At 42.5% G+C, this 22016-nt stretch carries 19 protein-coding genes and 2 tRNA genes; 2 read left to right on the plus strand and 19 right to left on the minus strand.

Annotated features, from left to right (window positions below; genetic code table 11):
• Position 1: 1 nt before the first annotated feature.
• From prfC to ubiT, 5 genes are all read right to left on the minus strand, one after another.
• The gene (gene prfC / locus ACN0T8_RS11510; protein WP_417880769.1) at positions 2–1582 is read right to left on the minus strand and encodes a peptide chain release factor 3; all 1581 of its coding nucleotides are present in this window, start codon (positions 1580–1582) and stop codon (positions 2–4) included.
• A 157-nt stretch (positions 1583–1739) separates the two neighbouring features.
• Positions 1740–2237, minus strand: a complete 498-nt coding sequence (gene rimI, locus ACN0T8_RS11515) for a ribosomal protein S18-alanine N-acetyltransferase (protein WP_417880770.1) — start codon at positions 2235–2237, stop codon at positions 1740–1742.
• A complete protein-coding gene (locus ACN0T8_RS11520) occupies positions 2230–2685 on the minus strand; it encodes a DNA polymerase III subunit psi (RefSeq protein ID WP_417880771.1) in 456 nt (151 codons plus the stop codon). Before ACN0T8_RS11520 ends, rimI begins: the two co-directional genes overlap by 8 nt.
• 7 nt (positions 2686–2692) lie before the next feature.
• Positions 2693–3205 carry a GNAT family N-acetyltransferase gene (locus ACN0T8_RS11525; protein WP_417880772.1) on the minus strand — a complete coding sequence of 171 codons (513 nt, stop codon included), beginning with the start codon at positions 3203–3205 and terminating at the stop codon, positions 2693–2695.
• 169 nt (positions 3206–3374) lie between these two features.
• Positions 3375–3887, minus strand: coding sequence for a ubiquinone anaerobic biosynthesis accessory factor UbiT (ubiT, locus tag ACN0T8_RS11530; RefSeq protein ID WP_417880773.1), 513 nt, complete (start codon positions 3885–3887; stop codon positions 3375–3377).
• Between the two features lie 197 nt (positions 3888–4084).
• Between ubiT and ubiU the strand changes: the two genes are divergently transcribed.
• Together ubiU and ACN0T8_RS11540 are read left to right on the plus strand one after the other, a co-directional pair.
• On the plus strand, positions 4085–5098 hold the full coding sequence (ubiU, locus tag ACN0T8_RS11535) for a ubiquinone anaerobic biosynthesis protein UbiU (protein WP_417880774.1): 1014 nt from the start codon (positions 4085–4087) through the stop codon (positions 5096–5098).
• Between the two features lie 13 nt (positions 5099–5111).
• Positions 5112–6002 carry a U32 family peptidase gene (locus ACN0T8_RS11540; protein WP_417880775.1) on the plus strand — a complete coding sequence of 297 codons (891 nt, stop codon included), beginning with the start codon at positions 5112–5114 and terminating at the stop codon, positions 6000–6002.
• 108 nt (positions 6003–6110) lie between these two features.
• Here the strand turns inward: ACN0T8_RS11540 and nlpI are convergent, their stop codons facing one another.
• The 14 genes from nlpI to ftsH form a co-directional block, all read right to left on the minus strand.
• Positions 6111–7073 (minus strand): lipoprotein NlpI, encoded by a 963-nt coding sequence (gene nlpI / locus ACN0T8_RS11545; RefSeq protein WP_417880815.1) that lies wholly within the window; start codon positions 7071–7073, stop codon positions 6111–6113.
• Between the two features lie 281 nt (positions 7074–7354).
• The gene (pnp, locus tag ACN0T8_RS11550; RefSeq protein ID WP_417880776.1) at positions 7355–9469 is read right to left on the minus strand and encodes a polyribonucleotide nucleotidyltransferase; all 2115 of its coding nucleotides are present in this window, start codon (positions 9467–9469) and stop codon (positions 7355–7357) included.
• Positions 9470–9898: 429 nt separating this feature from the next.
• Positions 9899–10168, minus strand: a complete 270-nt coding sequence (rpsO, locus tag ACN0T8_RS11555) for a 30S ribosomal protein S15 (protein WP_237294762.1) — start codon at positions 10166–10168, stop codon at positions 9899–9901.
• 234 nt (positions 10169–10402) lie between these two features.
• A complete protein-coding gene (gene truB, locus ACN0T8_RS11560) occupies positions 10403–11338 on the minus strand; it encodes a tRNA pseudouridine(55) synthase TruB (protein WP_417880777.1) in 936 nt (311 codons plus the stop codon).
• Entirely contained in the window at positions 11338–11739 is a 402-nt protein-coding gene (gene rbfA, locus ACN0T8_RS11565; RefSeq protein ID WP_417880778.1) for a 30S ribosome-binding factor RbfA, read from the minus strand. Before rbfA ends, truB begins: the two co-directional genes overlap by 1 nt.
• A 127-nt stretch (positions 11740–11866) precedes the next feature.
• A complete protein-coding gene (gene infB, locus ACN0T8_RS11570) occupies positions 11867–14548 on the minus strand; it encodes a translation initiation factor IF-2 (protein ID WP_417880780.1) in 2682 nt (893 codons plus the stop codon).
• 22 nt (positions 14549–14570) lie between these two features.
• Positions 14571–16058, minus strand: coding sequence for a transcription termination factor NusA (gene nusA, locus ACN0T8_RS11575; protein ID WP_417880781.1), 1488 nt, complete (start codon positions 16056–16058; stop codon positions 14571–14573).
• A gap of 19 nt (positions 16059–16077) precedes the next feature.
• A complete protein-coding gene (rimP, locus tag ACN0T8_RS11580; protein WP_417880782.1) occupies positions 16078–16533 on the minus strand; it encodes a ribosome maturation factor RimP in 456 nt (151 codons plus the stop codon).
• Positions 16534–16860: 327 nt separating this feature from the next.
• Positions 16861–16937: transfer RNA gene (locus ACN0T8_RS11585), tRNA-Met, on the minus strand.
• A gap of 68 nt (positions 16938–17005) precedes the next feature.
• A tRNA-Leu gene (locus ACN0T8_RS11590) sits at positions 17006–17090 on the minus strand.
• Positions 17091–17128: 38 nt separating this feature from the next.
• Complete coding sequence (gene secG, locus ACN0T8_RS11595; protein WP_417880783.1) at positions 17129–17473, minus strand: preprotein translocase subunit SecG; 345 nt, start codon at positions 17471–17473, stop codon at positions 17129–17131.
• A gap of 211 nt (positions 17474–17684) precedes the next feature.
• Positions 17685–19022 carry a phosphoglucosamine mutase gene (glmM, locus tag ACN0T8_RS11600; protein ID WP_417880784.1) on the minus strand — a complete coding sequence of 446 codons (1338 nt, stop codon included), beginning with the start codon at positions 19020–19022 and terminating at the stop codon, positions 17685–17687.
• A gap of 68 nt (positions 19023–19090) precedes the next feature.
• Entirely contained in the window at positions 19091–19921 is an 831-nt protein-coding gene (folP, locus tag ACN0T8_RS11605) for a dihydropteroate synthase (protein ID WP_417880785.1), read from the minus strand.
• A 147-nt stretch (positions 19922–20068) separates the two neighbouring features.
• Positions 20069–22012 (minus strand): ATP-dependent zinc metalloprotease FtsH, encoded by a 1944-nt coding sequence (ftsH, locus tag ACN0T8_RS11610; protein ID WP_417880786.1) that lies wholly within the window; start codon positions 22010–22012, stop codon positions 20069–20071.
• Positions 22013–22016: the final 4 nt, after the last annotated feature.

Genomic DNA, 22016 nt, shown 5'->3' on the forward strand with positions numbered 1-22016 from the left:
ATTAGTGTTCACGTGTCGCATGGAACTCAATATCTGGGAAACGTTCTTTGGCTAAGTTTAAGTTAACCATCGTTGGCGCAACGTAAGATAAGTTATCACCGCCATCCAACGCTAAGTTAGTTTGGTTCTTACGTTTGAACTCATCAAGTTTCTTCTCATCATCACACTCAACCCAACGGGCAGTTGCAACATTTACGCTTTCATAAATCGCTTCTACGTTATATTCCGATTTTAAACGCGCAACAACGACATCAAATTGAAGTACACCTACTGCACCAACAATCAGATCATTATTTTGCAATGGACGAAATACCTGTACTGCCCCTTCTTCAGAAAGTTGCACTAAACCTTTTAGCAATTGCTTTTGTTTTAGCGGATCACGTAAGCGAATTCGGCGGAACAATTCAGGCGCAAAGTTAGGAATACCAGCAAACTTCAATGCTTCACCTTGAGTAAAGGTATCACCAATTTGAATGGTACCGTGATTGTGTAAACCAATAATATCACCAGCATAAGCATGCTCAGCTCGAGCACGGTCACCAGCCATAAAGGTTACGGCATCAGAAATGTTAACCATTTTACCGGTACGAACATGATTCATTTTCATGCCTTGAGTATAAGTACCCGATACAATACGCATGAAAGCGATACGGTCACGGTGCTTAGGATCCATGTTTGCCTGAATCTTAAATACAAAGCCTGAAAATTTTTCTTCTTTCGCTTCTACGGTACGCTCATTCGCTTCACGATCAAGTGGCGCAGGGGCCCATTTGGTTAGGCCAGTTAGCATATGATCGACCCCAAAGTTACCCAGAGCGGTACCGAAGAATACTGGTGTTAATTCGCCTTTCAAGAAAAGTTCTTGATCAAATTCGTGAGCTGCACCAATCACTAGTTCTAGATCTTCACGCAATTGCTCAGCGACTTCTTCACCAATCGCCGAATCAAGTTCAGGATTATCGAGACCTTTAATAGTGCGAACTTCTTGAATGGTGTGACCTTGACCTGTAGCGTAAAGGATCGTTTCATCACGGTGAATGTGATACACGCCTTTAAATTCTTTACCGCTACCAATCGGCCAAGAAACCGGTGCACAAGCCATTTTTAATTCGCTTTCTACTTCATCGAGCAAATCCATTGGATCACGCGTATCACGGTCACATTTATTCATAAAGGTAACAATTGGCGTATCACGTAAACGGGTTACTTCCATCAATTTACGAGTACGGTCTTCGACACCTTTAGCTGCATCGATAACCATCAAACAAGAATCCACTGCGGTTAGCGTACGGTAAGTATCTTCCGAGAAATCTTCGTGTCCTGGAGTATCCAGTAGGTTTACTAGACAGTCGTTGTATGGAAACTGCATGACAGAAGTGGTTACCGAAATGCCACGTTCCTTTTCCATTTCCATCCAGTCAGATTTGGCATGTTGGCTTGAACCACGACCTTTAACCGTACCAGCTTTTTGCAAAGCGTTTCCGAATAATAATACTTTTTCAGTGATGGTCGTTTTACCCGCATCCGGGTGAGAAATGATCGCAAACGTACGACGCTTACTAATTTCTGAAAGGAATGACATGAAGGAAACCTTATACTTTGTTCATACTCATACTGATAACGTCAATATGATAGATAATAGGATCACAAATGTGAGATGGGCGAATTATACGCAAAATTTGTGATAACTCTAGTTGAAAGCCTAAACTCATCACAGTTTCAGGCTTTTTAATAACGAGTTAAGCGAAGGGATTAAAATTATCATCCAAGATCAAATTCATGATGATGGCATCTTCTTTACCATTACTGCTCTTTGTTGAAGGATAGTAGTTGACGCGACGATCTATTTCATTAAAGCCAAGCGACTCGTATAAATGATACGCGCCACGATTACTTTCTCGAACTTCCAACCAAATACTCTCAGCATTGACGTTTTCGCTATGTTCGATTAAATGCTCAATCAATGCCCGTCCATAGCCTTTACCTTGCTGACGAGGATCCACCGCGATAGTCAGTAATGTCACTTCACCAACAATATTTTGGCTGTACAAATAACCGACCAATTGCTCATCGGCCCATAATGCAAATTGATACTTACTAGAATTGGCTGAATTTTGATGAGATAGATCGCGGATCATCGATTCCGACCAAGGGTGGCTATGAGCAATTTTCTCAATTTGCCACACGACATCTAGGTGCTCAGTTTGCAGCGGTGTAATACGAAGGTTATTAGTCATAAGAACAAATCTGTTGCCAAAGATCTCGTCGGTTTTGAGTATTACCATGAATCGCACTAAGCACGGGAGAATGCAGCGACTTCACAGAGTCCCATTGGGGCAAATCATCATTACTTGAGATTGAATCATCACATCCGGCAAACCACACCCAATTGAGATTATGCTGTTGTAATTGAGCGAATTGCCCGGGAGTTAAATGCAAGGCTTGTTCTGGCTGTAACTTCATACTGGCTAACACTTTAATAAACAGCGTAGCATCTTCACCTTGCGGACAAGTTTCTGCCACCAGCAATAAAGCGCAGTCATTTGGCAAGCTAATACCGGGAGATTGATAACCTTCTAACTTATCTGGATGGGCCACTTCAAAGGTTGAAATTCCCATTTCCTTTAAATAGCTTTGTTGGCGTAATTCTGGTTGATGTAGCACTGAATTGGAATCGTCAAACATGATATTACTAACCTTGGAACTCAGGGCTATATTCTACCAAGCCAGACTTACCTTCTAAAGCGCCATCATCTAATGCGATAACCTGAAATGCACCCGGGGTAAATTCCGGCATTTGATTATAAATAGAAACTAAACCAAACAATTCAGCATTTTTAAAACCAAAGCGTGAATAGTAGTTAGGTTCACCCAGTACCACACAAGCGGAATAACCAAATTCAAGTAACGAGTCAAACCCCGAGCGGATTAACTGCTCTGCAATACCTTGGCCGCGATGAGATTCTTTTATCGCAACTGGTGCTAAAGCTTGCCAACCATAGTCTTCACCATCGACCGTCACTGGCGTAAATAGAGCATGGCCAATCACTTCGCCTTCATCACTACAAGCGACTAATGAAAGCGTAAAGCGGCTGTTTTCACGTAAAGCGCGAACGAGCTTAGCTTCTGCTGGCGTTGGAAAGGCCGCTTTCAGTAATGCATCTATCGTTAAAATATCAGCCGGAACTTCGGTACGAATTTGCATGGTGACTCTCATTATGATTATGAAAATAGGGAGTGAATTCTATACCGAATCACGCCATCATTCTCACTTTTCTCACATCAATTGTGGGCAAACTCAAAAAGCAGACATTTATATCCAAAGAACTTCTATAGTCAGGCACTTCTACACTCAAGAACGTCAAGATTAGAGTTTAGGCTACCGCAGTTTGTGAGGGCTGTTCCATTAGGCCTTGCTGAACAAAGCTCGCTAATTTCTGCATCGTTTGAGTGACCGGTTTAGGCAGTGAATCTAAATCTAAGCTATCCATTAAATTCTTCACTTCTAGCCCAAGTTCGGTATCCCCTTCAATTTTTAGACGTCGTTGGAAGAATAAGGTATCAGGATCTTCTTTGCGACCCGCAATCAAAACCATATCGTTCAAGCAACCTGAAAAACTGACGTCTTGCTGTTGAGGTTTATCTGACACAATCAAATTGCCATCATCAAAGCTGATCATCCAACTTAAACCGATATCGCTAATCGACACCTTTAGCCAACGTTCTTGCAAAAACTCAAAATCACCATCTTCTAGCGCTTCATGAAAAACACGCTTTAGCCCTTCTAATAGCACTTTATTGTGAATGGATTGCGGAATGAGTTTGCTAGGAATAGCGAATAATGACGCGGCATTAGCCACAGTTTGAGTACGAAAATGTGAGAACATAATACCTCCATGATAAAGAGTCTTACTTTACATGGCTACTCTTCGGCGAACCTGTGTTGAATCAAAAAAGCTCACATTTTTATAAAAAAACCACTTTATAGGTAGAGGTATCGAACTGAAACCTGCCTTACATCAATTCCCACAGTGATAGATCCCATAAAATGACGCCCATTCTACAATTTACAAGGGATAGAAGGATGGAACTACTTTGCCCTGCGGGTAATTTACCGGCACTCAAAACGGCCATCGATTGTGGTGCGGATGCCGTTTACATTGGATTTAAAGATGACACCAACGCTCGTCACTTTGCCGGCCTTAATTTTAACGGTAAGAAGCTAGATAAAGCGGTTCAATACGTACACGATCATAATAAAAAAATTCATGTTGCGTTAAACACATTTGCTCACCCAAGTGGCTTTGAACGCTGGACCAATGCGGTCGATCAAGCGGTCGATATTGGGGTCGATGCTCTGATCATCGCGGATATTGCTTTACTAGACTACGCCTCAAATAAATATCCAGACATAGAATTGCACTTATCGGTTCAAGCCTCAGCGACCAACAGCGCAGCGGTTAATTTCTACGCCAACAACTTTAATGTTAAACGTGTAGTACTGCCTCGCGTGCTTTCAATACATCAAGTAAAACAACTCTCACGTAATATTCCACAAGGCGTTGAGCTTGAAGTGTTTGCGTTTGGCAGCCTATGCATTATGGCGGAAGGCCGTTGCTACTTATCCTCGTATCTGACCGGCGAATCACCAAACACGGTCGGCGCTTGCTCGCCTGCCAAATATGTTCGCTGGCAAGAAACCCAAGATGGCTTAGAGTCTCGCCTTAATGACATTCTTATTGACCGATATGGCGAAGGTGAAAATGCAGGCTACCCAACCCTTTGCAAAGGCCGATTTGATATCAATATTACTGGCGAAGATCAGCGTTATCACGTGTTAGAAGAGCCAACCAGTCTTAATACATTATCCATGTTGCCTGAGCTTTTTGCTGCCAATGTCGCTTCTGTGAAAATTGAAGGTCGTCAACGTAGTCCAGCTTATGTGGAACAAGTCACTCGCACTTGGCGCGCCGCTATCGACCGCTACCTTGCGAACCCTGAAGCGTATCAAGTTGAACCTCAATGGAATGCCGCCTTGGCCAATGTATCCGAAGGCACACAAACCACACTCGGTGCTTACCATCGTAAATGGCAGTAGATAGGACAAGACAATGACTCAAGCAAAAAACTTACAGTACTCACTTGGCCCTATTCTTTATTTTTGGCCAAAAGCCGATGTAGAACGCTTTTACCAACAAGCGAAAAATAGCCAAGCCGATATTATCTACCTAGGCGAAGCTGTATGTTCGAAACGTCGTGAGATGAAACCGGCACAGTGGTTTGATATCGCCAAAGACTTAGCTCTATCTGGTAAACAAGTAGTATTGTCTACCATGGCGTTATTAGAAGCGCCAAGTGAAGTCAATGTCATGAAGAAATACATCGATAACGGTGATTTTACGATTGAAGCTAACGATGTGTCTGGCATTCAACTGGCATATGAAGCGAAAGTGCCTTTCGTGGTCGGGGCTGCGATCAATACTTATAATGCTCACACGCTTAAAGTCTTTGCCAAGCAAGGTATGATTCGCTGGTGTATGCCGGTGGAATTATCTCGCGACTGGTTACGCCATACTTTAGAGCAATGCGATGAAATTGGTATTCGTGACCAATTTGAAGTGGAAGTGTTCAGCTACGGATACTTACCTTTAGCCTACTCTGCTCGCTGCTTTACTGCTCGCGCTGAAGATAAGGCCAAAGATGATTGTGAGACTTGCTGCATTAAATACCCAACCGGTATTCAAGTTAGCAGCCAAGAAGGCCAAGAGGTGTTCAACTTAAATGGCATCCAAACTCAATCTGGCTATTGTTATAACCTAGGCAATGATCTGCAAAGTATGCAAGGATTGGTTGATGTAGTACGTTTAAGTCCTCTAGGTATTGAAACTTTAACAACTTTATCTGATTTTAAAGCCAATGAAGATAATCAAAAGCGCATTATTACCAATAGTAAACAATGTAACGGCTACTGGCATCAATTGGCAGGATTAGTTCAAAACTAACACCTCCCCCCCTTACAGCCGTTATATACTCAAAGTAATTGAAGTTGCAGCGAGGCGGCAAGTGAATGAACGCCGTCAACAAAGCTGCAACTTCAAGTACGAAGAGTATTAAGCACTCAGTTTTGGTGCTTGATAAGTTTGTAGCGGATGATTATTCGATTCTTGCGGTGGTGTTGACTCATCTTCTTGAGCTTCATTCGCCTTACTGCCTTGATCTTGGTTATCTTTTTGAGTCTCCTCAGCGCGTTCAGCTTGAATAGACTTAAAGATACGACCTAATTCTAAGAAAGCGTAGCGGTGCTCAGAAAACTCATAGACGTTTAACGCAATCGACAGCTTATAAAGTGCAATCGCATTAGAGTAATCACCTTTATACTGATAATTCTTCGCTAAATAGAAATACACTTCTGTCAGTTTTTTCGCCAACTCAACATTATTTTGTGTGGTCATGGCTACCGACTCTAAGACTTCATGCTCACTTAATTCACCTAGTGTCATGCCAACAAGATCCCAGCCCCATTGCTCATCTTTTTGTTGATAGCGTTGTTTTAGAGCGGCTGTCGCTTGCTCAACATTATCTTCACGCTGAATGTAGTACAGCCACAGTGCGCGATACGGATCAGAAGTATCTTTCTCGTAGTTACTAGTCATATCTTGCAGCGCCAGAGAATGACGTCCTGCATAATACAAAGCTATCGCACGATTACGCTCAGCATATTGATTATTTGGATCCAGCTCTAGACTTGAATCAAACGCATCAAAGGCAGAGTCATAATCACTCATTTGGGTAAAATATACTCCGAGAACATTAAAAACTTCCGATTGTGCAGGATTGAGTTTTAGAGAACGCTCGTAATCTAGGCGTGCTAAATCAGCTAAACCAACACTATCTAAAAAACGACCACGTTCAGCAAACATTTGAGCTCGTACATTTTGGCTCACATCTTTGCGGGTTAGTAATTGGTTTAAGCGAGCGATCTGAACTTCTTGTTGAATAGAAGGCTGCAATGGAATCGCCATCGGCGGATATACCCATGAATTTGAAGAGTTACCTTGGTTTGCACAACCCATTAAAAAGAAGGCAGCAATAAGGCTAAACCATTTAACATATTTCACGAATAACGTGCTCCTCTGCAGTATAACTGTTCTCGTATATTCGGATATCACTTTAGTGACATGGTGTTCGTCACCAATATACACGTTGTTTCTCCTAGTCACCACTTCTTATAAAGTAGAACAGGAATGAAGTATACTCATATTAAAGAACCAATTAAGTTCAAATAATCTTTTAAATGAGCATAAAAAAGAGGAGCCGAAGCCCCTCTCTTTCTCAGCGTCTAAATTAAGACAACTTACTCAGCTGATGGTTCAGCTGGTGCCTCAGTTGTTTCTACCGCTTCTTTCATACTTAGACGAACACGGCCTTGGCGGTCAATCTCAAGTACTTTAACTTGAACTTCTTGGCCTTCAGATAGGTAGTCAGATACTTTCTCGATACGCTTGTCAGCAATTTGAGAAATGTGTACCAGACCATCTTTACCAGGAAGAATCGTTACAAATGCACCGAAGTCAGCAAGACGAGCCACTTTACCTGAGTAAATACGGCCCACTTCTACTTCTGCAGTGATTTCTTCGATACGACGAATCGCTTCTTTTGCCGCTTCACCTTCAGTCGCAGCAATCTTGATTGTACCGTCATCATCGATTTCAATTGTTGTGCCAGTTTCTTCCGTTAGAGCACGGATAACTGCACCACCTTTACCGATAACGTCTTTGATCTTCTCAGCAGAGATTTTCATAGTGTGGATACGTGGAGCAAATTCAGAGATCTCTTCGCGAGCACCAGAAATCGCTTCGTCCATCACTTTAAGAATGTGCTTACGTGCGCCTTGTGCTTGGTTAAGCGCAATTTGCATGATTTCTTTAGTGATACCTTCGATTTTGATATCCATTTGAAGTGCTGTGATACCATCGTTAGTACCCGCTACTTTAAAGTCCATATCACCAAGGTGATCTTCGTCGCCTAGGATGTCAGAAAGAACAACAAAGTCGTCGCCTTCTTTAACTAGCCCCATCGCGATCCCCGCAACAGAAGACTTAATTGGTACACCAGCATCCATAAGCGCAAGAGAAGTACCACATACAGAAGCCATTGAAGATGAACCGTTTGATTCAGTGATTTCCGATACTACACGAACCGTGTATGGGAATTCTTCAACAGAAGGCATAACCGCAGCAATACCACGTTTTGCTAATTTACCGTGACCAATTTCACGACGCTTAGGAGAACCAACGAAACCAGTTTCACCTACACAATATGGAGGGAAGTTGTAATGTAGAAGGAAGTTATCTTTCTTCTCACCTAGTAAGCTATCGATGATTTGCGCGTCACGTTGTGTACCAAGCGTTGCAGTTACAAGCGCTTGAGTTTCACCACGTGTAAATAATGAAGAACCGTGAGTACGTGGAAGAACGCCAGTACGTACATCAAGTGCACGAACCATGTCTTTTTCACGACCGTCGATACGTGGGTTACCTGCAATAATGCGGCTACGTACTACGTTTTTCTCTAAATCGTGGAAAATCGCGTGAATTTCTTTTGGATTTAATTCTTCGTTTTCAGCTAAAAGCTTTTCTTTTACTTCGTCGCTAAGTTGATGGATACGATCATAACGCGCCATCTTCTCAGTAATTTGGTAAGCTTCGATCAGTTGAGCTTCTGCTAACTCAGCAATTTTGTTCTTAAGCTCTGTATTTTCAGCTGGAGCAGTCCAATCCCAAGCAGGAGTAGCAACTTCAGCAGCAAATTCGTTGATTGCAGAAATAACGGTTTGTTGTTGGTCGTGACCATAAACCACAGCCGCTAGCATTTCTTCTTCAGTTAGGTTGTCTGCTTCTGATTCAACCATTAATACTGCACTTTCCGTACCAGCAACCACAAGGTCAAGCTTAGATTCTTTAAGCTCAGTTTCGCTTGGGTTAAGTACTAACTCACCATTGATGTGACCAACACGTGCAGAGCCGATTGGACCATTAAATGGAACACCAGAAATTGCTAGTGCTGCAGACGTACCAATCATAGTGATGATGTCTGGAGAGATATTTGGATTTGCAGAAACAACCGTTGCAATTACCTGAACTTCGTTTTTGAATGCATCAGGGAAAAGTGGACGGATTGGACGGTCAATCAGACGTGCAGTTAGTGTTTCGCTTTCAGAAGGACGGCCTTCACGCTTGAAGAAACCACCAGGGATTTTACCTGCAGCGTATGTACGCTCTTGGTAGTTTACTGTTAGAGGGAAGAAGTCTTGACCTTCAACCGCTTCTTTTTTCGCAACAACAGATACGAATACAGAAGTGTCATCCATACTTGCCATTACAGCAGCAGTTGCTTGGCGAGCCATTACGCCAGTTTCTAGAGTAACGGTATGGTTACCGTACTGGAATTTTTTTACGATTGCTTTCACGTAAAGATCCTTAATTAAATAATTTCAAAGTATATCAATACTCAGTGACTACTTTACCAATCGCGACTAATAGCAGATTTTTCAAATGGTAGCTCGCTCAATAGTGAAAAGGCGGTACAAGAAAAGGCTGTTATTAGTCGCGACCTTCATGGTCGACATCGGTGACTGTAAAGTGAATCAACAGAGGTTTATTTTAAGTTAGGCATGACGAACACGTTAACTAAAACAAACGAGTCGTAGTATAAACCACTTAGGGAGAAATGTCTTATTTCAGCGCGAGATAATATCGTGGTTAGATAAATTACACGCACAAAAAAGGAGCCGGAGCTCCTTTTTTTCAGTATCTGTTTAATTTATCTTTGCTTGTTGAGCAAGCAGCCATAGATAAAACAAATGCTTTCTAATCTTGGTATTAAACCAAACGACGAATTAACGACGTAGGCCAAGACGCTTGATTAGAGCGAAGTAACGATCTAGATCTTTACCTTTTAGGTAATCTAAAAGTTTACGACGACGAGAAACCATACGTAGTAGACCGCGACGGCTGTGGTGATCGTGTTTGTGATCAGCGAAGTGACCTTGTAGGTGGTTGATAGAAGCAGTAAGTAGTGCTACTTGTACTTCTGGTGAACCTGTATCGCCTTCAGCTTGTGCGTATTCTGCAACGATTGCTGCTTTAGTTTCTGCATTCAGAGACATAATGCTCTCCTAATAAGAGTGAGTGTATAAATGTGTCAGCCAATCTCTGATTCAGCCGACACGCGAAGCGCGGATTATAGGGGAATAAAATCGTAAAAGCAAAGAGTTTCACCTCTAAAAAATATTACGAGGTTCGACTTTCGGGCGCTGCGTGGCTCGATCCGTAATTCGAGAAGCGTAGCGCCCGAGTAACGAGACTCGATCTCTTAGAAACTAGAAACTCTTTTAAACTCTTTACCTAAACACCACCAACCTTTTCGGCGCGACACGTCCATCATCATCGATATTCGCCACACCAATAAAGGTACGCTCTGTCCCCATAGTCATACGAACCACACCTTCCGTCGGTGCGCCAGAAATTTGCACCGGTTGGCCATGTTGGGCTAATTCAGCTAACTCTGGAATCATATTCACTTCAGGGAGATCTTCTACCGCGGTATCCATAGGTAATAACAATGGATCAAGCAATTCACGAGGCTCAATCTCTTGATCACGCGCTTGCTCTAATAAGGCTTCAAGTTGCTCAAGTGTCACCATTTTCTCATAAGGATAACGCGCAACTCCAGTTCGACGAAGATAAGTCACATGAGCACCACAACCTAGCATTTCACCTAAGTCATCAACGATAGTACGAATATAAGTGCCTTTAGAGCAATGTACTTCCATCTCCACTTCATGACCCTCAAAGCGAATCAAGGTGATCTCAAATACAGTGATTTTGCGAGATTCACGTGGAACTTCGATGCCTTGACGAGCATATTCATACAAAGGCTTACCTTGATATTTTAATGCTGAAAACATCGATGGGATCTGGTCAGTCGTACCACGGAACTTGGCAATGCAACGCTCAAGTAAACCACGATCGATTTTCACTTCGCGAGTTTGTACTACTTCGCCATCAGAGTCAGAAGTATCGGTACGCTCACCTAGCTTGGCAATCACACGATAACGCTTATCTGAATCCAATAAGAATTGAGAAAACTTAGTCGCTTCTCCTAGGCAAATTGGCAGCATACCGGTTGCTAAAGGATCGAGCGCACCAGTATGCCCGGCTTTTTCAGCAAAATAGATGCGCTTCACTTTTTGCAACGCATCATTTGAGCTAATACTGGTTGGTTTATCTAGTAATAAAACGCCATCAATAGGACGACCACGACGTCTACGAGCCATTACTCTTCTCCTTCGTCCTCACGGCCAGCATCTTTCTTACGTTTGTTATCTTTGCTAATCACTTCACTTACAAGGTTAGACATACGCATACCTTCAACGAGAGTGTTGTCATAAGTAAAACGAACCTCTGGCGTTAAACGTAAACGAATACGCTTACCAAGTGCCATACGAACGGCAACTTCGTGCTCTTTTAACGCTTCCAGGCTAGATTCTGGCGTTTGATCACCAACACATAGAAAGGTTACAAATACTTTGGCATAAGCTAGGTCTCGCGATACTTCTACATCAGAAATGGTCACCATGCCAATGCGTGAATCACGTACATCACGTTGTAGGATAGAAGCTAATTCTTTTTGTAGCTGTTGTGCAACACGTTGTGCACGGCTAAATTCTTTTGACATATCTTTTCTCACATCTGTTCACTCAAATTTTGAGTGTTTCTACAGAAAGAATGGGGAGCACATAATGCTCCCCATGGTGTATTAAACAACCGTTCGTCATATACCTTTGAAAGGTAACGAAACTTGATTAATCAAGAGTACGTTTAATCTCAACGATTTCAAATACTTCGATTTGGTCACCAGCACGAACATCATTATAGTTCTTAACGCCGATACCACACTCGTAACCATTACGAACTTCTTGTACGTCATCTTTAAAGCGACGTAGTGATTCAAGCTCACCTTCGTAAATAACTACGTTTTCACGAAGTACGCGGATTGGATTGCTACGCTTGATAACACCTTCAGTAACCATACAACCTGCGATAGCGCCAAGTTTTGGTGACTTGAAGACATCACGAACTTCTGCAAGACCAATGATCTCTTGCTTAAATTCAGGAGCAAGCATACCACCCATCGCTTGTTTCACTTCATCAATCAATTGGTAGATGATTGAGTAGTAACGTAAATCTAGGTTTTCGTTTTCAACGGTACGACGAGCTGAAGCATCAGCACGAACGTTAAAGCCAAGGATGATAGCGTTAGATGCGGCTGCAAGTACGGCATCCGTTTCAGTAATACCACCAACACCAGAACCTACGATGTTCACTTTCACTTCTTCAGTTGAAAGTTTACGTAATGAATCAGCGATAGCTTCAACAGAACCTTGAACGTCTGCTTTCAGTACTACGTTAAGCTCAGCAACTTCACCCGCTTCCATGTTAGAGAACATATTTTCAAGTTTCGATTTTTGCTGACGAGCAAGTTTTACATCACGGAATTTACCTTGACGATAGTTTGCAACTTCACGGGCTTTACGCTCATCACGAACTACAGTCGCTTCATCACCAGAAGCCGGTACACCTGATAAACCAAGAATCTCAGCAGGAATAGAAGGACCCGCTTCAGTGATCTCTTGACCATTCTCATCACGCATCGCACGGATACGTCCATATTCTTGACCACAAAGTACAATATCGCCTTTACGTAGAGTACCGGCTTGAACCAATACAGTTGCAACTGGACCACGACCTTTATCAAGACGAGATTCAACAACCACACCCGAAGCCATACCATCGGTTACCGCTTTAAGTTCTAAAACTTCAGCTTGTAACAAGATAGCTTCTAGTAGGCCATCAATGTTTGTACCTGCTTTAGCTGAGATATGGACGAACATGTTTTCGCCGCCCCACTCTTCAGGAATAACGTCGTATTGAGCTAGCTCGTTTTTAACGTTATCTGGGTTGGCATCTTCTTTATCGATTTTGTTAACAGCAATAATTAAAGGAACATCTGCCGCTTTTGCGTGCTGAATCGCTTCAATTGTTTGTGGCATAACACCATCGTCTGCTGCAACAACAAGAACAACGATATCTGTCGCTTGAGCACCACGAGCACGCATTGAAGTAAATGCGGCGTGTCCTGGAGTATCCAAGAATGTGATCATGCCATTGTCAGTTTCAACGTGGTAAGCACCAATGTGCTGAGTAATACCACCCGCTTCACCTGATGCAACACGGCTACGACGAATGTAATCAAGCGTCGATGTTTTACCGTGGTCAACGTGACCCATGATAGTAACCACTGGCGCACGAGGGGTTGCTTCTGTTGTGTTATCACGATCAGATAGAATCGCTTCTTCTAATTCGTTTTCTTTACGAAGCACTACCTTATGACCCATCTCTTCCGCAACTAGCGCTGCCGTTTCTTGGTCGATCACTTGGTTGATAGTCGCCATTGCGCCCATCTTCATCATGGTTTTGATGACTTCAGTCCCTTTCACTGACATTTTATTTGCCAGTTCAGAAACAACGATCGTTTCGCCAATCACAACTTCTGCTTTTGCAACAGTGGCATTTTTATCAAAGCCTTGTTGCATAGAAGTTGGTTTCGCCAATTTACCTTTACGATTACGTCCACCACGAGCATTGCGACCACCAAAACGGTCATCTTCTTTTTTCGCTGGCTTTTTCTTCTTACGACGACTTGCTTCACTACGACGGTCAGCTTCATCTTCTGCTGCGCGCGCATGTTTATTTGTCGTTACGTGATAATCAGAGTTTTCAGATTCTTTTTTCTTCTTCTCTTCTTCCGACCAACGAGCTTCGTTTTCTTCTGCTAACTTACGTGCTTCTTCAACCAATTTTTGTGCTTCTTGTTCTGCTTTACGTTGAGCTTCTTCTTCCTGACGACGCTTCAATGCTTCTGCTTCTTTCTTAGCAGCGTCATGTTGAGCTTTGTCTTCAGGAGAACGTTTTGCGGCTGCTTTTGCTTCTTCAGCTTTCGCTTTTTCCGCAGCTTCACGTTTCGCGGCATCTGCAGCTTCACGCTTTGCTTTTGCTTCGGCGTCAGCTTTTGCTTTTGCTTCAGCTTCTAATTTTGCTTTTTCCTCTGCTTCACGCTTGGCCGCTTCTGCTGCTTCACGTGCTGCGAGTTCTTCCGCTTCGCGTTGAGCTTCTTCATCAACCGCAGAACGCTTCACGTAAGTACGCTTTTTACGTACTTCAACTTGTACTTCTTTGCTCTTACCGCCACCAGCAGACACACTTAATGTACTTTTAGTTTTACGTTGCAAAGTTAGGCGAGTCGGTTCTGAGTCACTTGTTGAACCGTTGCCTTTTTTTAGATGAGCAAGAAGTTGTTGCTTCTCATCATCAGTAACACTGTCTGTACTGGTTTTTTTCATACCAGCATCAGCAAGTTGTTCTACTAAGTGCTCAACTGGAGTACCAATCTCTTCACTTAGTGCTTTCACTGTCAGTTCTGTCATACTGCTTTCTCCTTGCTGAAAATTATTCTTCGTCGCCAAACCAGCAAATGTTACGTGCGGCCATAATTAATTCGCCTGCACGCTCTTCACTTAGACCTTCGATGCCTTCTAACTCATCAGTGCCTTGGTCCGCTAAATCTTCTAAAGTCACTACCCCTTTAGCCGCGAGTTTAAACGCCATTTCGCGCTCTAAGCCGTCTAAAGCAAGTAGGTCTTCAGCAGGCTCTAAACCTTCAAATGATTCTTCTTGAGCAAGCGCTAATGTAGTCAGTGCATTTTTCGCACGGCCACGTAACTCTTCAACTAACTCTTCTTCAAGCCCATCAATTTCAAGTAATTCGTTCACTGGAACGTAAGCGATTTCTTCAAGAGTAGAGAAACCTTCTTCAACCAGTAATTCGGCAAAATCTTGCTCAATATCTAAATGCTTCATAAAGCCTTCGATAGCAGCAACTGATTCTTCTTGGTGTTTACTATTCAACTCAGCTACTGTCATGACATTTAATTCCCAACCAGTAAGCTGAGAAGCCAGACGTACATTTTGACCGCTACGGCCAATCGCTTGAGCTAGGTTATCTGCTTCAACCGCAATATCCATTGAATGTGAGTCTTCATCAACAATGATTGAAGCCACATCAGCAGGAGCCATTGCATTAATCACGAATTGCGCTGGGTTATCATCCCAAAGAACGATGTCGATACGCTCACCACCAAGCTCGCCAGATACGGCTTGTACACGTGCGCCACGCATACCAACACAAGCACCAACTGGGTCAATACGACGGTCGTTAGTTTTAACTGCAATCTTAGCGCGAGAACCAGGATCGCGAGCAGCCGCTTTTAATTCAATCAGTTCTTCACCAATTTCTGGCACTTCAATGCGGAAAAGTTCAATCAGCATTTCAGGTTTAGAACGAGTTAAGAATAGTTGGAAACCACGCGCTTCAGGTTTAACTGCATATAAAAGACCACGAATACGGTCACCTGCACGCAAGTTTTCACGTGGCAGTTGATCTTCACGTAAGATCACTGATTCCGCATTATTACCGAGATCAACGATAACTGCATCACGCGTTGCTTTCTTCACAACACCCGTCACTAGCTCGCCTTCATTATCGATGAATTGTTCAACGATTTGAGCTCGCTCAGCTTCACGTACTTTTTGTACAATAACTTGCTTAGCAGTTTGAGTCGTAATACGGTCAAAGGTTACTGACTCCATATCATCTTCAATGTAACCACCAAGTTCAATCTCTTCGTCATCGTATTTCGCCGCTTCAATTGAAATCTCTTTGGTTGGGAATTCAACGTCTTCAACGACTAACCAACGACGGAATGTTTCAAAATCCCCCGTTTTACGGTCGATTTCAACACGTACTTCAATTTCGTGTGGGCTTTTCTTTTTTGTTGCCGTAGCTAAAGCAATTTCTAATGCTTCAAAAATACGCTCACGGGGAACAGCTTTTTCATTCGAAACTGCTTCAACAACCGCTAAAATTTCTTTGTTCATTGTTATCGCCTCTTCAGACTTAAAATTTTGGTATCAAGTTAGCTTTAGAAATATTACTTAAAGCAAATTGTTCTTCGTTGCCATCTAGGGTAATGGTGACAATTTCACCCTCAATAGCGGTAATCACGCCTTTCCACTTACGACGGTTATTGACCGCCATTTTCAATACCAAGTTAACATCGTGACCAATGAATTGTTGGTAGTGAGCAGGTTTGAACAGTGGACGTTCTAAGCCTGGCGAGGAAACTTCTAAGTTGTATGCAACTGTAATTGGATCTTCAACATCCATCACCGCACTTACTTGGCGGCTAACTTCTGCACAATCATCAACATTGATGCCATTTTCATGATCAATAAAAATACGCAATGTGGAGTGTTCACCCGCTCGGATAAATTCCAAGCCGATTAATTCATAACCAGAAGCGGCCACTGGCGCTTCCAATAATTCGGTTAATTGTTTTTCTAAACCAGTCATACTCTCTCCGGAAATGAAGCCTTCTCCACATTTTGTTGCTTTAACAAATAAAAAGCTAACAAAACCAAGAAGCTAAGCTTAAAGCCGATCGTCCAGAAACAAAAAAAGGGCTTAAAGCCCAATTCAAACACCATGCATTATCTGCATAATTTATAATTTGATCGGTCTATTTTGACCAATCAAGTTATGCAGATAATAAAAAACCCCGATAAGTCGGGGTTTTTTATTGCTGGACCCTGATATTACCAAGCATATATTCTATGCTTAGTTGTATTAAAAGTCAGACTTTTAATACGGAAACTTATAACAGCATATCCTATAAAGGATTGGTTGCGGGGGCCGGATTTGAACCAACGACCTTCGGGTTATGAGCCCGACGAGCTACCAAGCTGCTCCACCCCGCGTCCGATTTTGCTTTCTATCTGAGCGCATTATACTCGCCACAATAGACATTACAAGTTTTACAAAAAAATGGTGCCGAGAGGGGGACTTGAACCCCCACACCATAAGGCACTAGCACCTCATGCTAGCGTGTCTACCAATTTCACCATCTCGGCAATATTCTTATTAAGAATAACTGTTACCAGAGTAACAATTACTGAGGAATTTCGTCACCGCTCTTAGGCGCTGGAATTTCATCAGTAACAACTTGTTCTTTATCAGTCTTCTGCTCAACACTTAACTGTGGTGCAGCAAACTTAGATTCATGCTTCGCCGTTGACATATGACCAAGAACCAAACTAATAATAAAGAAAATTGTTGCAAAAATCGCTGTTGAACGGGTAAGGAAATTACCTGAGCCACCAGAGCCAAATACTGTATTTGATGCTCCAGCCCCGAAAGAGGCTCCCATGTCTGCGCCTTTACCTTGCTGAATCAACACTAGGCCAATTACACCAAGCGCAACCAGTAGATAAATCACAAGTAGAACTGTTAACATTTTTCCACCTATGTTCTAAATTTCTGAGCTATTGCTTTTGTTCAAAACAATAGCGCACCTCCCTAATGAGGCGCAGTGATACTAACTAAAGCGACACTAACTGACAAGTGAAAATTGCCAAAAAAGTATAACTTGCGGTTCAAACGATTAAAAAAGGGACAAAACAACAATAAACAGACCAGTTGCGATTCCCCACCCGCCTTAAGCTGTTTTAGCAATTCTCTTTTACTTTTTCAGCAATCGCATTCGCCGAAGATTCAACTAGATTAGCATCTTCACCTTCAACCATTACTCGGATCAGTGGCTCAGTACCTGATTTACGTAATAATACTCGACCTTTATCACCTAATTTAGACTCAACGTCTTTAACTGAATCTAATACTTCTTGATTCTGCAACGGATCAATATCACCTGAAAAACGTACATTCACTAAAACTTGTGGATATAAAGTCATACCTGATGCTAAGGCACTAAGTGATAATTTGCTGCCTACAATTGAAGCAAGCACTTGAAGCGCGGCAACAATTGCATCACCAGTTGTCACTTTATCAAGCAAAATTACATGGCCAGAGTTCTCTGCACCAATTTTCCAACCTTTTTCTAATAACTGTTCCATCACGTAGCGGTCGCCGACTTTTGAACGAACAAAAGGGATACCTAACTGTTTTAAGCCATTTTCCATGCCTAGGTTAGTCATCAAAGTACCGACTACCCCTCCTTTCAGCTCACCACGACGCAGTGCATCTCGAGCAATGATATAAGCAATCTGGTCACCATCGATTTTATTACCTAGTTCATCAACCATGATGATTCGGTCACCGTCACCATCAAATGCTAAACCTAGATCAGCTTTTTCATCAATAACACGTTGCTGTAGAGCACGAACATCTGTTGCACCAACTTGGTCATTGATATTCAAGCCATTTGGCTCACAACCCATAGCAATAACATCAGCGCCTAATTCAGTAAAGACATTTGGAGCAATGTGATAGGTCGCACCATGCGCACAATCGACAACAATTTTTAAACCTTTCAGGCTTAATTCGTTCGGGAAAGTACTCTTACAAAACTCAATATAACGACCAGCAGCATCGACCATACGCTTAGCTTTACCTAACATAGCTGATTCAACACATTCGATATCTTTTTCAAGTTCAGCTTCAATCGCCAATTCAATATCATCCGCTAACTTGGTGCCTTCCGATGAAAAGAACTTAATACCGTTATCGTAATAAGGGTTATGGGATGCCGAGATCACAATACCCGCTTCTGCACGAAATGTTTGTGTTAAATAAGCCACAGCAGGTGTTGGCATTGGGCCAGTTAAGATCGCCTTTAACCCAGCTGCAGCCAGACCCGCTTCTAATGCCGATTCCAGCATATAGCCAGAAATACGAGTATCTTTACCAATAATAACTTGCTTTGTACCTTGTTTCGCTAATACACGGCCCGCAGCCCAGCCTAGCTTTAATACAAAATCTGGAGTGATTGGATAGTTACCAACTTTGCCACGTACACCATCAGTACCAAAATATTTTCTCGTTGACATGATTTGTCCTTATTCTTCAAACGGCTTATTAATGGCAAATATGGAGAATCACCATTAAGTAAATTGAATTATTGATTAGTTTGGATCATTTCAAGAATACGCATGGCATCTTGAGTTTCTTGTACGTCATGGACTCGAATAATTTGAGCCCCTTGCTGAGCGGCGAGTGTTGCACATACCACGCTACCTATAACACATTCACTGGTTGGCTTATTAAGGGCCTTCGATACCATAGACTTTCTCGACATTCCGGCAAGAATCGGTAATTTATATTCATGAAAACGTTCAAGGTTTGCCAGTAAATGATAATTATGCGCCAAAGTTTTACCAAAACCAAAACCGGGATCAATAATTATATTTTCACGCTTAATTCCTGCCGTAACACACGCATCGATACGCTGAGTTAGAAAATCATCAACATCTTGTAATACGTCTTGATACTCAGGATTATCTTGCATGGTTTTAGGCTCACCTTGCATATGCATAATACACACAGGGACATTTGCCTTGGCAACCACATCTAGTGCGCCTGATAAGCTCAGAGAACGCACATCATTAATAATATCTGCACCACATTCGATGCTTTGCTTCATCACTTCCGATTTACTGGTATCAATAGAAATCCAAACATCTGATTTTTGACGAATCGCTTTCACCAGTGGAATAACACGATTTAATTCATCTTCTAACGATACGTCCTTTGCCCCAGGACGCGTTGACTCACCACCAATATCGATAATAGTCGCACCCGCCGCTATCATAGCGTCAACTTGTAAGAGAGCTTTATCAAGTTGATTAAACTTACCTCCATCCGAGAAAGAATCAGGCGTAGCATTTAAAATCCCCATAATTTGAGGACGGCTAAGATCAAGTTGTTTGTGATTGGAAATTAATTTCATAGTAAGAATATTACTCACAATTTGCTTAGGCGAGGTAGAAGGCCAAATAACCTCTGCAATACTTAAATTAGATGTAGGTTAATCGGGCATGGGATAGAAAGCAAAAAGCCCCGACTTTCATCAGGGCTTGAGTATGCTTATTAAAGCTTATGAATCTTTATTTTTTGATTCATTGTCGTCTTTTGATTGTTCAGAATCAGGCTTAGTTTCACCTTTAGCGTCTGGTGTCTTAGCAGTCGGCTCTGCAGGTTTCACTTCGCTGTCAGTCCAGCCTTGTGGAGCACGAATTGTTTCTGCACGATTCATCAAGTCATCAATCTGACCAGCATCAATCGTTTCATATTTCATCAATGCATCTTTCATTGCATGCATGATATCCATATTATCTTCTAAGATTTTCTTCGCACGCTCATAATTACGATCAATTAACGCTCGAACTTCTTGGTCAATCAAACGAACCGTGTCATCAGACATATGCTTAGTTTGTGTAACAGATCGACCTAGGAATACTTCACCTTCATCTTCTGCATAAAGCAAAGGACCAAGTTTTTCAGAGAAACCCCATTGAGTCACCATCTTGCGAGCAATATCTGTCGCACGTTCAATATCGTTAGAAGCACCTGTCGATACTTTTTCTGAGCCATAAATAAGCTCTTCAGCCAAACGACCACCATAAAGGCTAGAAATCATCGACTCTAAATGCTGGCGAGACATACTTACACGATCTTGTTCAGGTAAGTACATGGTCACACCTAATGCACGGCCACGTGGAATAATTGATACTTTATAAACCGGGTCGTGTTCAGGAACTAAGCGACCAACAATCGCATGGCCTGCTTCATGGTACGCGGTCGAAGCTTTGGTTTCTTCAGTCAGTACCATTGAACGACGCTCTGCTCCCATCATAATTTTATCTTTGGCAAGCTCGAACTCAACCATAGAAACATTACGCTTGTTACCACGCGCAGCAAATAATGCAGCTTCGTTAACTAGGTTTGCAAGATCGGCACCAGAGAAGCCAGGCGTACCACGTGCAATCAGTGACGGCTCAACATTTTCAGCTAGCGGCACTTTACGCATGTGTACTTTTAAAATTTGCTCACGACCACGAACGTCAGGTAAACCAACCACAACTTGGCGGTCAAAACGGCCTGGGCGAAGTAATGCAGGGTCTAGTACGTCAGGGCGGTTAGTTGCCGCAATCACGATAATACCTTCGTTTCCTTCAAAACCATCCATTTCAACCAGCATTTGGTTTAATGTTTGTTCACGTTCATCATGACCGCCACCCACACCCGCGCCACGTTGGCGACCTACGGCATCGATTTCATCAATAAAGATGATACAAGGTGAGGCTTTTTTCGCTTGCTCGAACATGTCACGTACACGAGATGCACCAACACCAACAAACATTTCTACGAAATCAGAACCAGAAATAGTAAAGAATGGTACTTTCGCTTCACCAGCAATTGCTTTCGCCAATAAAGTTTTACCTGTACCTGGAGGACCAACCATCAATACGCCTGTTGGAATTTTACCACCAAGCTTTTGGAAACGACTCGGATCGCGTAAATAATCAACCAACTCTTTTACGTCTTCTTTAGCTTCATCACAACCAGCAACGTCTGCAAAAGTCGTCTTAATTTGCTCTTCACCCATCATGCGAGCTTTACTCTTACCAAACGACATCGCTCCTTTGCCACCGCCGCCTTGCATTTGTCGCATGAAGAAAATCCACACCCCGATCAATAAGATCATAGGGAACCAAGAAATGAAGATAGTACCTAATAGGCTTTGTTGCTCAGGTGGAGTACCCGATACTTTCACATTTTGGTTAATAAGATCGTCGAGAAGCTTATCATCATAAACCGGCATATAAGTTACATTGCGAGAATTATCAGTTCGAACAAAGGTAATTTCTCTATCCTTGAACTTTGCCTCACGAACTTGGCCTTGACCAACGTCTTTTACAAAGGATGTGTAATCAATCGCTTTTCCGTTACTGTCCCCAGGCCCAAAGCTCTGGAAAACTGACATCAAAACTACGGCGATTACTAGCCATAAAATTAAATTTTTTGCCATGTCACTCAAGGTG

The organism is Vibrio sp. (assembly GCF_048266485.1).
Taxonomy (GTDB): Bacteria; Pseudomonadota; Gammaproteobacteria; order Enterobacterales; family Vibrionaceae; genus Vibrio.